13 protein-coding genes are annotated in these 13,446 nt (G+C 47.8%); 8 read left to right on the forward strand and 5 right to left on the reverse strand.

What is annotated here, in order from left to right:
• Nucleotides 1-311: 311 nt before the first annotated feature.
• The 3 genes from J07HQW2_RS10955 to J07HQW2_RS10965 form a co-directional block, all read right to left on the reverse strand.
• Nucleotides 312-965 (reverse strand): DUF7119 family protein, encoded by a 654-nt coding sequence (locus J07HQW2_RS10955; protein ID WP_048075646.1) that lies wholly within the window; start codon nucleotides 963-965, stop codon nucleotides 312-314.
• 344 nt (nucleotides 966-1,309) lie between these two features.
• Nucleotides 1,310-1,642, reverse strand: coding sequence for a hypothetical protein (locus J07HQW2_RS10960; RefSeq protein WP_021055581.1), 333 nt, complete (start codon nucleotides 1,640-1,642; stop codon nucleotides 1,310-1,312).
• Entirely contained in the window at nucleotides 1,639-1,878 is a 240-nt protein-coding gene (locus J07HQW2_RS10965; RefSeq protein WP_021055582.1) for a hypothetical protein, read from the reverse strand. The genes J07HQW2_RS10960 and J07HQW2_RS10965 overlap by 4 nt, the downstream gene beginning before the upstream one ends.
• Before the next feature lie 218 nt (nucleotides 1,879-2,096).
• On the opposite strand from J07HQW2_RS10965, the gene J07HQW2_RS10970 reads away from it, so the two are divergent.
• The 5 genes from J07HQW2_RS10970 (at nucleotide 2,097) to J07HQW2_RS10990 (ending at nucleotide 8,437) form a co-directional block, all read left to right on the forward strand.
• Nucleotides 2,097-2,429, forward strand: a complete 333-nt coding sequence (locus tag J07HQW2_RS10970) for a DUF8134 family protein (protein WP_303704323.1) — start codon at nucleotides 2,097-2,099, stop codon at nucleotides 2,427-2,429.
• A gap of 65 nt (nucleotides 2,430-2,494) precedes the next feature.
• Nucleotides 2,495-4,243, forward strand: coding sequence for a nitrite/sulfite reductase (locus tag J07HQW2_RS10975; RefSeq protein ID WP_021055584.1), 1,749 nt, complete (start codon nucleotides 2,495-2,497; stop codon nucleotides 4,241-4,243).
• Nucleotides 4,244-4,248: 5 nt separating this feature from the next.
• The gene (locus J07HQW2_RS10980) at nucleotides 4,249-4,548 is read left to right on the forward strand and encodes a DUF6360 family protein (RefSeq protein WP_021055585.1); all 300 of its coding nucleotides are present in this window, start codon (nucleotides 4,249-4,251) and stop codon (nucleotides 4,546-4,548) included.
• A gap of 409 nt (nucleotides 4,549-4,957) precedes the next feature.
• Nucleotides 4,958-5,584, forward strand: coding sequence for a winged helix-turn-helix transcriptional regulator (locus J07HQW2_RS10985; RefSeq protein ID WP_021055586.1), 627 nt, complete (start codon nucleotides 4,958-4,960; stop codon nucleotides 5,582-5,584).
• Nucleotides 5,585-5,671: 87 nt separating this feature from the next.
• The gene (locus J07HQW2_RS10990; protein ID WP_021055587.1) at nucleotides 5,672-8,437 is read left to right on the forward strand and encodes a heavy metal translocating P-type ATPase; all 2,766 of its coding nucleotides are present in this window, start codon (nucleotides 5,672-5,674) and stop codon (nucleotides 8,435-8,437) included.
• A 131-nt stretch (nucleotides 8,438-8,568) separates the two neighbouring features.
• On the opposite strand, the gene J07HQW2_RS10995 is transcribed toward J07HQW2_RS10990, so the two are convergent.
• Entirely contained in the window at nucleotides 8,569-9,999 is a 1,431-nt protein-coding gene (locus J07HQW2_RS10995) for an FAD-dependent oxidoreductase (protein WP_021055588.1), read from the reverse strand.
• Nucleotides 10,000-10,139: 140 nt separating this feature from the next.
• Nucleotides 10,140-11,372, reverse strand: a complete 1,233-nt coding sequence (locus J07HQW2_RS11000) for an MBL fold metallo-hydrolase (RefSeq protein WP_048075648.1) — start codon at nucleotides 11,370-11,372, stop codon at nucleotides 10,140-10,142.
• A 103-nt stretch (nucleotides 11,373-11,475) separates the two neighbouring features.
• Here J07HQW2_RS11000 and J07HQW2_RS11005 point away from each other — a divergent pair, with 103 nt between their 5' ends.
• From J07HQW2_RS11005 to J07HQW2_RS11010, 3 genes are all read left to right on the forward strand, one after another.
• Nucleotides 11,476-12,327 carry a hypothetical protein gene (locus J07HQW2_RS11005; protein WP_021055590.1) on the forward strand — a complete coding sequence of 284 codons (852 nt, stop codon included), beginning with the start codon at nucleotides 11,476-11,478 and terminating at the stop codon, nucleotides 12,325-12,327.
• Between the two features lie 178 nt (nucleotides 12,328-12,505).
• On the forward strand, nucleotides 12,506-12,667 hold the full coding sequence (locus J07HQW2_RS18590) for an HVO_2142 family zinc finger protein (protein WP_021055591.1): 162 nt from the start codon (nucleotides 12,506-12,508) through the stop codon (nucleotides 12,665-12,667).
• A 129-nt stretch (nucleotides 12,668-12,796) separates the two neighbouring features.
• On the forward strand, nucleotides 12,797-13,420 hold the full coding sequence (locus J07HQW2_RS11010) for a VOC family protein (RefSeq protein WP_048075254.1): 624 nt from the start codon (nucleotides 12,797-12,799) through the stop codon (nucleotides 13,418-13,420).
• Nucleotides 13,421-13,446: the final 26 nt, after the last annotated feature.

The raw sequence follows: 13,446 nt of genomic DNA on the forward strand, positions 1-13,446 counted from the left end.
AACAGCCATAATTGGAAACATGATCACTCGCTTGCGCCCGAAATATTGGATCCTAAACAGCGAATCGTACCGATATTGGGCGAATATAATTCAGATCTCTCTGTAATCTATATAATTTCGAAGCGAATTATCCGTAGTCTATAGGCTTGAACCCCAAGGGTGAACACATCAAGAAGAGACACAACGTACACTTTATTGTAATCAATATTAATAAAACGCAGTTGAAAGTATGCTTCGGATACAGGACTAAGATCGGCTATCAAACCTGATGTGACGTATTGGAGTGGGTACTCACAACGACTATTGTATTCTCATTTAGTCTCAAAGGCGTCTTCAAGTGCATCACTGACGATTCGACCTGGTGGACAGTTCTCGACAGACGCTCGCCGTCGCAACTCGCGATACAGTGGAATCGGCAGAGAAAGTTCGATTGATCCAATAGCGGTTCCTTGTTCAGCAAGTACCTCAGCTACGCCTGTATCATCATCGACTTTACTTGCAATTCGTCGCACTTCACGAACCGTAAGGTCAGCATCAACAACAGCCCATGCGAGATCAAGTCGGTCAAGCCCTGATACACGTGCAATATGTTTGGCGGCTGTTGGAGCAATATCTCCCCGGGCAACATGACGTCTGATTGACTGTGGGAGGTCATGCACTCGTGCCCACTTTCGCACAAAAGAAATCGAAACATCACCACCTGCGCGCTCTACGGCTTGTTTATACGACCCAACGCCTCTAACGAGCGCAGCACACGCAGCGGCTCCCCGAAGAATGAATACGTTATCATCAGCGCCAACGGTGTTCTCAGAAAATGCCCGAACGGTTCGGGCAGCCAATTCAATACTTTCTGGATCGGCCGGGTCGAACTCAACCGCCTCGCGTGCTCGCTGTCCCGTGACAGCTGGGTCAGATCGAACAACCGGTTCGCCGACAGGCTCCTCACGGTCTGCTGGAGGACGAATCGATGGGTCCCCACCATCGCTTCGGAGTTGATCAAAATCTAACGTAGAGTCATGGGTATTATCTCCGTCATTCTCATCTCTGTTTCTGTGCTCTGAACTGGGAATACTGTCATCAACTGATAAATCAATGTGTTGAGATTCCGTCTTGCTCAACCCAGACTCTATATTAGTGGTATCATCAGAATTAATCTCAAACGTAGTGCTCGTGACTGAATCCAATGTTAAATACTGTCTCGATACTGGATCCAACTGGTTGTTGTGTTTATCACCAGAGCTGTGATTATCCCCACTCATCTTGTGCGTTGATAACTTATCACCGGCTAAAAGCCCCACCCCGTCTTTGTTTATGAATCTCGACCTTCTGAAAGGTGTTCCCAGATTTCTGTACATCCAGCACCATCAGCAAGATCATCTAGATGATCGCTCTCGTCATTTGGTTTGGATGCGGATGTAGACTCCGACGATGTTTCAGATGTTCCTGTTTCTGTCTTGGTTGATATTTCTGCTATCGATTCTTCAGCCTCGGCATCCTGCTTGTTGTCATTATCGCCTCCCTGTGGCTCAACAGTGTCGGCTTGACGATCAGTGTTACTGCTTCTGCCCGTCAGTGTAGCAAAAAGGCGGAACAACTTGCTATCATGTAAAAATCTATCACTATTGCTGCTTACGCCCGTCATTGCAGTGACCCCTGTGTTTCAGTAGTATATAGCTCGGGGGCAACATCTGCGGACGCATGCTGGCGGGTGGTCGCTGTAAGATTGCTTTCTGACTCGGAACTAGCTGTATGCTTAGTTGTGTTTATATCCGTTTTTTCCTTATTTGCTTCTCGCATACCAGAGTCGACAATCGCCGCTTGCTTGATCGCTATCGCAGCGACCGGCTTGATCGTCGGCTGTGGATTCAAATCAGTCATCAATTCATACAACTTCTGTACTCCTGTATAAGAGCCGCTGCACGAGTGATTTCAACCCCTACTCCCGAATACCAGAATTTTCTGCCGGTATTAGTAACGCGCGTCATATCCTGTACACGGCTCCCGTATTGCGATTATAGCTGGTCATGTGTGTCATTGACATCGTCGCCGTTTGCATACTCCGTCACACACTGTGGTCTCCGGTCTAAGTTATGAGTGTGACTGTCCGACTTCGAGTGCTTGATGATGGTGCGTGGATTTCGGTCAATGATCAGAGGAAAGTCAGTGTGAGTGAACTCTGGCGGGTTTCAGCTGCTGATTTTTGTTCATGTGAACTTGTCGATTTTGTTGTTGAGAATTTCCAAGCGGTCAGCGTGAATGGTAGAACAATTGAAGTTATTGTTTATGGTCAATGTATCGCCTGTGGTGCGACTGGCGAGACTGAGTGGCTCCCAGTTGGTCGGATTATAGATGGTGAATTCACCGTATTCGACCAATCAGCTGTTCGTCACACGTATGAATCAGGAAATCCGGAAATAAATTCCGGTTAGCGGGAGCAGCGGGGAATGGTGACGAAACACCACCTATGTTATTGTTGCCCGTTATTGTTTATAGCATGCCGACGGATGTCGAACGCTGGAAGTCCGAGGTGTATGGGCAGGAGATTCGCGATCATCTCTTTGAGTTCGCAGAGGAGGGGTATGACACGATTCCGGAAGATGAGCGAGATGCATGGTTTGAGCGGTTCAAGTGGTGGGGCCTATATCATCAGCGAAACGGTCAAGAAGGATACTTCATGATGCGGATCGGGACGCCAAATGGCGTCATGAAGCCTGGTCAACTTCGAGTGGTCGGAGAAATCGCTTCCGAATACGCAACTGGCCCTGGAATAAATCCAATATTTGGCGACGGGTATGCCGACTTCACGACCCGACAGTCAATCCAACTCCATTGGATTGAATTATCAGACGTTCCAGCCATATTCGAGAAACTTGAGGAGAATGGGTTGTCAACACAACAAGCCTGCGGTGACTCATGGCGAAATATCGTCGGAAATCCCGTAGCTGGTAAAGATGCACGTGAGGTCGTTGATGCATGGTCAGTTATCCACGACCTCAATGAGACGTTCAAAGGGAACGATGACCATTCCAACCTTCCACGAAAATGGAAGGTTTCAGTCACCGGTACGCCCGATGGTTCTGGTCAGGGAGATATCAACGATCTCGGCTTCGAGCCAGCATATAAGACTATTGATGGTGAGGAAACTGTTGGATTCAATGTTCGTGTTGGAGGCGGTCTCTCTCGTAATGAGCCGCGATTTGCCCGTGATATTGACGTTTGGGTTCCTCCAGAAGACGTATCAGATGTCGCAGGCGGACTCTCAGCGCTATTCCGAGATAATGGCGACCGTGAAGACCGCTACAACGCTCGGATTAAATTCCTCGTTGATGAGTGGGGCGCAGACGAAGTTCGCGAGACACTCCAATCAGAATACGTCGACTTCGAGTTGCACACAGCTGGACGTGACGTTCGAGATGAGTACACATACAATACCGGGGATGGCGACCGAAATGACCTCATCGGTGTACACGAACAACATGATGGCTCATACTTCGTTGGATTGAATGTTCTTGTTGGACGAATGGGAGCGTCTGATGTGATTGAACTCGCTGAGCTTGCCTCTGAGTACGGGTCTGGTGAAGTTCGACTCTCTCAGCGACAAAATATCATTGTCACAGATATCCCAGGAGATGCTCTTGATGAGTTCAGAAATGAACAGCTGCTTGAGAACTATTCATCGGATCCATCTCCATTCATGCGGGGCTCCGTTGCCTGTACGGGCACTGAGTTTTGTTCGCTATCCATTGTCGAGACAAAGAATCGACAAGTTCGCTACGCTCGATGGCTGAAAGACAACGTCACACTTCCAGGTGACGTTGATGAGTTCCACATTCATCTCTCGGGATGTACTGCTTCCTGTGCACAACCACAAATTGCAGATATCAGCCTTCGAGGTATGAAAACACGAAAGAATGGGGAACCTGTTGAGGCTCTTGACGTTGGTCTTGGAGGCGGACTCGGCGCAGAGCCACAGTTCGCACGCTGGGTAACCCAACGTGTTCCTGTCGATGAGATTCCTGGTGCGATCTCCAATCTAATCGAATCATTCGCTGCTGAGCGTAATGATGATGAATCATTCCGTGCGTTCGTCGACAGACATGATAACGATGAACTTGATTCATTTGTTGCGCCTGAGGAAACCGATTATGAGGATCCAATGATGCATAATACCAAGCGTACTTGGTATCCATATGCAGAGAATGATGGTCTTGACGCTGGACCATCTGCACCAGCGGATGACTGATACGAATGAGTGACCGACTCCTCCGCGTGAACGCGTACACAACACTCGATCTCGCTGATATTCGTGCCCGTGGACATGAGTTTGACGTGGATACACTCGGCGTTGTGAACGTTACCGCGCCGCGTAAAAATCCAGACCATGTGAGTCTTCAACTCGAAGTTGATCACACGAATGTTGAGGGGCTCCCTGCCCACGCTGATGAAGTTACACTGTCAGTCTCAGAAGCCCGAACAATCGCTGAGGACTTGGAGTCATACGCTGATCGCGTTGAGAATGCGCAATCATCGAGTTCAGACGATTCCTGAACTGAGCATGCGTTAATCACGTTACCTCACGCCGGGATACGTTGAAGCTATTATATTCTAGTATTAAATGTAATATCTAACGGATATTCTGTCTGTGATCTGTATATCCTGAATGTGTCTGCGAGCGATGGTCGATGTTATTACCTGGTATTTCTGGTCATGCGAGCATAAAAATTCGAATCATCTATAATGAGTAGCATAGCGCGTGCACAGGGACACCAGACTTCTTTAATTTATTTTTCCAGCATCTCACAGGATGGATTGACTCCGCTTCCACCAGCAATACTACAGTATTAGATCAATGCGTGGCTCAAACTTACTTTAGAATAATTTGCTACGGACAATAATAACTTTGTTATCCAAAGTAAAGATTCGAATACGCTTTATTCCAGTCGGGTAGAGAAAAAATATGATTGATGACACTGATATTCAGATTCTTGAATGTCTCGTTGAGGACGCTCGTCATTCATACACGGATATCGCTGAAGTAGTCGACCTTTCACCGCCAGCAGTTTCAGACCGAATCGATCGGCTGCGTGAATCCGGCGTTATCCGTCGATTTACTGTCGAACTTGACCGATCACAACTTCGCGATGGTGTCCATGTGTTAGTGACTCTCTCGGCGTCAACGTCCGCGGTTGATTCGGTATACTCTGCCGTTTGCGACGCTTCATCGGTTGAGCATACATTCATGACTGCTGATAATACGGTTATCTTTTCGACTCGTGTTCGTGGGGACCGTATCCGCGCTGCAATTGATGATATTGTTAATTTCTCACGGGTTGACAGCTACGATGTCAGCATTATCGATACCGCTAAATGGAGTCCTACTATTGGGGGGACAGAGTTCGCTCTTTCATGTGATGAGTGTGGAAATACAGTCACCGATGAAGGGCGCAGTGAGCAGATTGGTGACAATCAGCGACATTTCTGTTGCTCATCATGTTTACATCGCTTCCGCGAGCGATATAACCGAATTGAAGATGATGTCGACGCCCCTGAGAAAACCACCATTGGGAGTGATGATGATTCATGATCGCTTTAGAATCAAAAGTAAGAGAGCGTTGATACCCTGGATTTCAAAAGGGAAATTGTGGTAAGTATGGGGATCGTAGTTAGGATCATGTCCACTCAACGTACTCATATCAACGTTGCGGGAATGTCTTGTGCTACCTGTTCACAATCGGTGCAAGATGCTCTTTCATCGCTCGCAGGCGTTGAGGCGGTCTCAGTCAACGTTGCGACGGATGAAGCAGCAGTGACGCATGATCCAACGATAGTCTCCGTTACGCAACTGTATGACACAATCTCGTCTGCTGGTTATAATCCGCTTGCTGAGCGCACTTCAATGGGTGTTTCAGATCTTTCATGTTCATCTTGTGCCCAAACGGTTGAGTGTGCGCTTGAGTCCTCCCCTGGTGTTCTCACCGCTGATGTCAATGCAGCTATTGATGAAGCACAGATTCGATACAATCCTGCCGTGATGACAGTTGATGACCTTGCAGACATCATCGACGGGGCAGGATACACACCAATCGATGACAGATCAGATACTGATAATAATCATGATATGACCACAGATAGCGATACTAACAATACCGACGCTAATACCCGTGAAACTGCTCGCAGGGCAGAAATACATCGTCAACGTCGACTCACACTGTTCGGTGCGGCTCTTGCGACGCCGCTTATTATTTTCATGTCACTACATCTGCTCGTACCGAGTGCTATTCCAGCGACAATTCCATATACTACCATTCCATTTGGGTGGGCTGCCTTCGCTTTCGCGACACCCATTCAGGTAGTGCTAGGTCGGGAATTCTATGAAAATAGCTATACTGCGATCGTACGTAACCGAACGGCGAATATGGACGTACTGATTGCACTCGGCTCTTCAACCGCATATCTATATTCTGTGGTTGCCCTTCTTGATGTTCTTCCGCAAGCAGGACTGTATTTTGACACTGCTGCACTAATTCTTGTATTCATTACTCTTGGAAACTATCTTGAAGCTCGTTCAAAAGGTCAAGCATCTTCGGCACTTCGCTCACTTCTTGAGATGGAAGCCGATACTGCCACACTGATCGAAAACGGTGCTGAACAAACCGTTCCTGTCTCTGACATTACCGTCGGTGACCAGCTAAAAATCCGCCCAGGTGAGCAAATCCCGACCGATGGAACCGTTATTGAGGGAACCTCTGCGGTTGATGAGTCGATGGTAACTGGTGAGTCTGTCCCGGTGTCGAAGACCCAAGGCGATGACGTAGTCGGCTCAACGGTCAATCAAAACGGTGCAATTACTATTGAAGCAACAAAAGTTGGCTCTGATACTGCTATACAACAGATTGTTCAGACAGTCAAAGAGGCTCAATCGCGTCAACCAGAGATTCAACAAGTCGCTGATCGTATTTCTGCATATTTTGTCCCTGCAGTAATTATCAATGCGACTGTTTGGGCGTTACTGTGGTTCGCTTTTCCAACAACATTAGCAAGTCTCACTGGATTTATTCCAGCGATAGGAGTCATCGCTGGTGGACCGATTGTTGCTGGGGGTACCGTTTCAACGGTTGAATTTGCTATTTTGGTGTTTGCTTCTGCGGTTCTTATTGCATGCCCCTGTGCGCTTGGTCTTGCAACCCCAGCAGCAACGATGGTCGGGACGACAATCGGTGCGAGGAATGGTGTCTTATTCGAGGGCGGTGACGTGTTAGAGCGTGTTCGAGATATTGACACTGTGGTGTTTGATAAGACGGGAACACTGACGACAGGCGAAATGTCTGTCACAGATGTCATTGCCATCAATCCACATACGGACGGTGGGCAACTGCGTCCAGATGATGGTGGTGACGAATCGGCTTATTCAGACACAAACTCCCTATCCACATTCACTGACACAGATATAGACATAGACACAGAGCTCTTGGGAAGCCCTCACGAGGCGACCGTCCTTCGCCTTGCGGCTGCTGCTGAGCAAAATAGTGAGCATCCATTAGGTGATGCAATCGTTGATGCAGCGCTTGAGTCCAATATCAATGTCCCTGCGGTAACAGATTTTAATTCGATTCCTGGACAGGGCGTCCAAGCGACCGTTAATCAACAAACTGTGATTGTTGGCAACCATCGACTTCTCACAAATGCCGATATCAATATCGACCCTGTAGAGTCAACGCTGCGTGATCTCGAGTCTGATGGTAAAACGGCGATGCTCGTTGGTGTCATCGATGAACCAGACGTCTCGATTAGCGGTGACGCCGATACCACAGTAGACAATGATCGGCGTCTCATCGGTATTATCGCTGATGCAGATACAATCAAGGACTCTTCGACAGATGCAGTCGAAAGTCTACATGCTCGTGGAACAGACGTCTATCTTATTACAGGAGATAATGAACGAACTGCAAAAGCAGTCGCGAGTCAGGTCGGTATCGATCCTAAAAATGTTCGCGCAGAAGTTCTTCCAGAAGCAAAGGCAGATGCCGTCGAGACGATTCAATCAGGTGAAGACCGGCGAGTAATGATGGTCGGCGATGGTGTCAATGATGCACCGGCACTGGCGGCAGCGTTTGTCGGAACGGCGCTTGGATCCGGGACTGATGTTGCCATCGAAACGGCTGAAGTAACATTGATGCGTGATTCTCCAGTTGATGTTATTCACGCTATCCGAATCTCTGAGGGTACTCTTGAGAAGATCAAACAAAATCTGTTCTGGGCACTTGGATATAACACAGCGATGATTCCGCTTGCGTCACTTGGATTGTTACAGCCTGTCCTTGCTGCTGGGGCGATGGCGCTCTCATCGGTCTCAGTTCTCACGAATAGCCTTCTGTTCAGAGGCTATGACCCAAGCAATCAATACCGGTTTCTTGACTCACTCCGTCAAAACAAATAACGAATTTATTCACCTACTTTCTGCGCCCGTAGAAATGGTCTACACTTGTGGTTTATTCTTATGATGACCTTTTTGAGAAATGAATATTACTGTGTCATATAATACAAATTACATGACACATGACGCATCGTTTACTCTAATTCACCACTCAGCACTTTAGCAGCGACAAGGATCGGATCCCACACTGGACTGAATGGCGGTGCATATCCGAGGTCTTGCTGTTCGAGTTCCTGAACACTCATTTCCCCACCAAGTGCTGTTGCAATCGTATTGATACGAACGGCAGCGCGGTCAGCCCCAACGAGGCTACCACCGAGTAACTGACCACTCTTGCGATCGGCGGTGAGCGTGACTGTCGTTTCTTTAGCACCTGGGTAGTATCCGGAACGTGATCCTGCAGTAATCGTCTTTGTAACGGGGTCAAATCCAGCTGCCTCTGCTCGGTCAGGATTAACTATTCCTGCCCGCCCACAACCGAGTTCAAATGCTTTTAGCATCGCTGTCTCAGCGACATGACCAACTTCTGTCGGCGACCCACCAACCGTTGCCCCGATGGCTCGTCCTGCTCGATTCGCTGGGAGTCCAAGTGGACTCCACGTGGTCTCACCTGTGACCATATGTTCGAGTTCAGCAACGTCACCAGCGGCATACACGTTTTCTACATTTGTCTCTCCATACTCATCTGTTGCAACTGCCCCAGTCGTTCCAAGGTCAACTGGTGTATCTATAAGTAATTCGATATTTGGACGGATCCCGATTCCAATGAGCACAGCATCAACATCGAGTGTATGTCCATCCTCATAGACAATGTTGTCTAGCCGCCCGTCCGTCTCACTAAGCCGGTCAACCGCTTCATTAAGATGCACTATCACACCAGCTGATTCAAGTGCTGATACGATAGCATCGCCAACTGCTGTCCCAAATGCGGGTAATAGACGCTCTGATCGCTGGAAGAGATGCACTTTGCAGTCCCATGCACTGAACGCCTCAGCCATCTCCACACCGACATATCCACCACCAACAATTGCGATTGTCTCAGGCGGTTGTATTGCCCCATACTGCTCAGCAATCGACACATTGAGTGCACTCCCCCCGCCTAACTCGGTACTATCGAACTCCGCTGGTGGTGTCAAGAAGGACCGAAGTGCGGTCGCATCAGGTAACCCATGAAGTGTGAACACCGTGTCAAGATCAGCCCCCTCAATGGGCGCTGACACTGCGCGTGCTCCAGTTGCAATCAGCAGCTCCTCATACGGATATTCGAAAGATTTGGTACCATCCGAGACCATTAGTGCACTCGATTCAGTATCAATTGTAGTTACCTCGTGGTTTCGTCGAAGATCAATTCCTCGCTCCTCAATATCACCAGGTGAGAGCGACTGCAAATCACTGAGATGTTCAACATCGCCCTTGATAAAATACGGTGTTCCACAGTGTGCATATGAAACCCATGACCCTTGCTCAAAAACGACGACATCTCGTGTCGGTGTTTCCCGTCGACATTTACTAGCAGCTGATAGCCCTGCTGCGTCACCACCAATTACGACGAATGGATCCGTCATGTGATATTGTCACTGTGCAGCCGACAGATAGCTTTCGGCAAAATTGCATTCTATGGATGTCATAACCAGAAATCAACAGTCTGACTCAATAGATACAAAAAATCGATATCAACTAAGATTCAAACAGAAAGACGCATCTCTCAGATTGATATTTCTTGACCAAGCGCTGGTGCTGTTGCATCGAATCCATCGGCGCTCAGTTCATCAGCAAATCGTTGACATCGGTCACCATGATTGATTAACACCGGTGCATCCTGATATTCGTTAAGAAGCTCCATGAGACCATCCTTATCTGCATGTGCAGAGAAATCATACCACTCAACCTGTGCACTAACTGGCATCACACGATCATTAATCTCAGCACGCCCAGTCTCTAACAGTGATCGACCAGGCGTCCCTTCGACTTGATACCCGGTGAGTGTGATCTTATTTGTTGGATTTGACCGAATCTCAGGAATATATGTCATTGCCGGACCGCCAGACAGCATTCCGCTTGTTGTCACAATTACTGTATTCTGTTCAGCGATTCGTCTCCGCTGACCATCCCGACCGGTGACGAATCGGGCGTTTGATTTCGCATGCCTAAGCGCCTCCTTACCTCGAACAAACTGTGGATGTTCTCGAAGCATCTTTGTTATGCGCTTCCCCATCCCGTCAACATAGCAGTCAATATTGTTTGCTGCACAAACAAGTAATAACTCCTGTGTTCGTCCGATTGCGAACGCGGGAACAATAACAGTACCACCCTGCCACATAGTCGTTCGGACACTCTCAACAAATTGATTTTCAATCTTCTTCCGGGAGTCGTGTTGGACGTCTGAGTAAGTGCTTTCGCAAATAACGATATCTGCTTCAGGACGTGCTGTAGAGGCTGAGACGAGTCGCTGATTCTCTGTATGAAAATCAGCGGTGTAGAATAGTCGCGTGTCACCATCATTAATGAGTACATGCGCGCTCCCTGGGATGTGACCGGCATTATAGAAAGTAATCGAATGACCAGCAGCGTCGAAGGTCTCTTTGTATGTATGTGTTTCTGAAACTTGGGTGACGCGGTGAACCTCTTCCTGTGTGAACGGGCAATCGTATGTTCCGCCATGAAGTTTGAGCGTATCACGAGCTAGCGTCAATGCTAACTCCTGTGTTGGAGCGGTCCAGTGAATCGGTGGTCGGCGATCTCCAGAAAGCAATGATGGAACGGCACCGACATGGTCAAGATGGCCATGACTAACAACAACAGCGTCTGGGCGAGGCGTCTCAACCGGAAATTGTGGTGGGTTTCCGGTCAACATCCCGAAATCAAGCAACAACCGATCATTGACAAGGATAGCGCTTCGACCAACCTCCTGTGCGCTACCTAAAAAACGAATATCCATCTGGTGAAGGTAATGCTCCAATCCGTTTGGACGCATCGCTTCATCCCCTGGCTGTGGCTTCGAAACGATAACCGTTATACACTATGTCGCTAAATCCGAGAATATGCAACGACGCGCTGCGGCAATATATGTCGCATTATTCATTATCGTCGGTGCGGGTGCGTATTCGCTCATTGCGACCGCAGAAACGCCACATGTCAAGTTTGAGGATCCGACATATGAACTTAGCTCTGACGACCGGTTTGAACTCAGTGGACAGACATACACCGTCTCATCAATCTCAACAGCGGAACGAGGCGGTGGTCACGGTGGGACCGAAACAACGGTAACACAAGGTGCAATACAATACACCAATGAGTCGGCACAATATGTCGTCTCATTCGGGAATAATTCAACACAGACTGTTGATCAACAACAATGGCGAGTGCTCGTCGACAGCAGCGGTGGTGACCCGACGAGTTTGACATTTCGTGAATCGGTGAATGAGACCGCTGTTCTTGCCGCAGATCCAAATGTAAGCACTGAGACGGTCACGCAAAATGATGAACGATATGTGGTCCGTGGTGGCGACCAACTTATTCTTGCTGAGGAGTATTTTCCCGAGCCAGAAACCCGGTCATACGCTGAGGGTGATACTATTGAGTACCAGGGGAATACAACAACCGTTGATACGATAACGAATGAAAGTGTTCAATTGGCATGGACTGCTCCGCGAACAAGCACAATTGACGTCAGTCACAACGATAACGTCACTGTCGGTGATGAGACATATCTTGCACATTTCCCTGATGAGTCAACGCTACAACTCACCCAAAATTTCGAACACTTCCAACAACAGAAAGCATCGATAGAGCAGTATCAAACACAAAAGAATGGACTTTGGGGTGTCTCAATTGCATCCGGTCTCACTGTGGTGTTTTTAATTGGATTTGCATATCTTCCGTCCCGATATTAAGATAGTCTCTGCACCAATCTGTTTCATACTACAAATTTCGATACTGAATTGCAATATAGTATGATATACTACAATAATAAATCTCATATCGGACAAAAATTCTCTACCTGACAGTTCTGAGCCGAATAATCGAATAGAAACCAATAGGCTATTATATTACCTTCCCAATTAATAATGTATGTTAGCGCAGAATCGTCAAGATATTGGGTCACACTGGTGTCCTGACTGCGGAAACGAAATGGATCTTGCTGGCGTGCAACCAGCGGGGTACGCACAATTCTTTTGTGAGCACTGTAGATATCGTCGCGATCGCTTCGTAGGCACCGTTGTAGACAACTGATCCAATCGTAATTGCATCACAATTGCGGTTGATGCCATTCTAACACCCCTTGTTTGCCCTACACCAGATATGATAGGGGTAGTGTCAGCTTACTCCCCCGCTTATATCGCTCGCGACGATACCGGAGGTATGACGGACAATACGGACGCAACATCAGTCACTGCTGAACACCCTGATAGCCCGATTCGGACGACTGGAACTGATCACATAACCATCTGGGGCAGTAACGAAGAGGATACAATTGAATTTTATCAAGACCTCCTCGGGATGCCACTAGTCCTTAGACAACCAAATCTTGATGACCCATCACAAACACATCTATTTTTTGATACTGGTGATGGTCGAATCCTCACGGTGTTCGTTGGTGGTCGACAATCAACTCAACAGCCACAACGCGGTGGTATCGGCGCTGTCCATCATCTCTGTTTTAGTGTTGCACCATCAGATTTTGAGGATGTAATGGCTGCACTGGAAGCCGATGGTCGAGGATACAATATGTTTGACCGTGGTGTCTTCTTTTCATTGTACACGCAGGATAACAATGGATTAATCATTGAATTATCAACGGATAAATACGACATCCCGTCTGATCGCCGAGGAGAAGTGCTTGCAAAAGCACAAGAAATTCGTATTGCTGATGATGCAGATTACGCAGGAGATAAACATCTTGCAGCTGCGCTTGAAGCACTCAATATGGATGCAGATGCACATGATCTTCCTGAGGCTAGCTCAGGTGTTGGTGGTGTCAATTGAGTTCGATACAAAAATAATCAAAATGA

Source organism: Haloquadratum walsbyi J07HQW2 (assembly GCF_000415985.1).
GTDB classification, from domain to species: domain Archaea; phylum Halobacteriota; class Halobacteria; order Halobacteriales; family Haloferacaceae; genus Haloquadratum; species Haloquadratum walsbyi_B.

Bases quoted from the DNA above. Each gene is read 5' to 3' on its own strand.
- J07HQW2_RS10960 (WP_021055581.1), bottom strand. From the start codon at position 1,642: ATGACGGGCGTAAGCAGCAATAGTGATAGATTTTTACATGATAGCAAG.
- J07HQW2_RS10965 (WP_021055582.1), bottom strand. From the start codon at position 1,878: ATGACTGATTTGAATCCACAGCCGACGATCAAGCCGGTCGCTGCGATA.
- J07HQW2_RS10975 (WP_021055584.1), top strand. From the start codon at position 2,495: ATGCCGACGGATGTCGAACGCTGGAAGTCCGAGGTGTATGGGCAGGAG.
- J07HQW2_RS10980 (WP_021055585.1), top strand. From the start codon at position 4,249: ATGAGTGACCGACTCCTCCGCGTGAACGCGTACACAACACTCGATCTC.
- J07HQW2_RS10985 (WP_021055586.1), top strand. From the start codon at position 4,958: ATGATTGATGACACTGATATTCAGATTCTTGAATGTCTCGTTGAGGAC.
- J07HQW2_RS10990 (WP_021055587.1), top strand. From the start codon at position 5,672: ATGTCCACTCAACGTACTCATATCAACGTTGCGGGAATGTCTTGTGCT.
- J07HQW2_RS10995 (WP_021055588.1), bottom strand. From the start codon at position 9,999: ATGACGGATCCATTCGTCGTAATTGGTGGTGACGCAGCAGGGCTATCA.
- J07HQW2_RS11000 (WP_048075648.1), bottom strand. From the start codon at position 11,372: ATGGATATTCGTTTTTTAGGTAGCGCACAGGAGGTTGGTCGAAGCGCT.
- J07HQW2_RS11005 (WP_021055590.1), top strand. From the start codon at position 11,476: ATGCAACGACGCGCTGCGGCAATATATGTCGCATTATTCATTATCGTC.
- J07HQW2_RS18590 (WP_021055591.1), top strand. From the start codon at position 12,506: ATGTTAGCGCAGAATCGTCAAGATATTGGGTCACACTGGTGTCCTGAC.
- J07HQW2_RS11010 (WP_048075254.1), top strand. From the start codon at position 12,797: ATGACGGACAATACGGACGCAACATCAGTCACTGCTGAACACCCTGAT.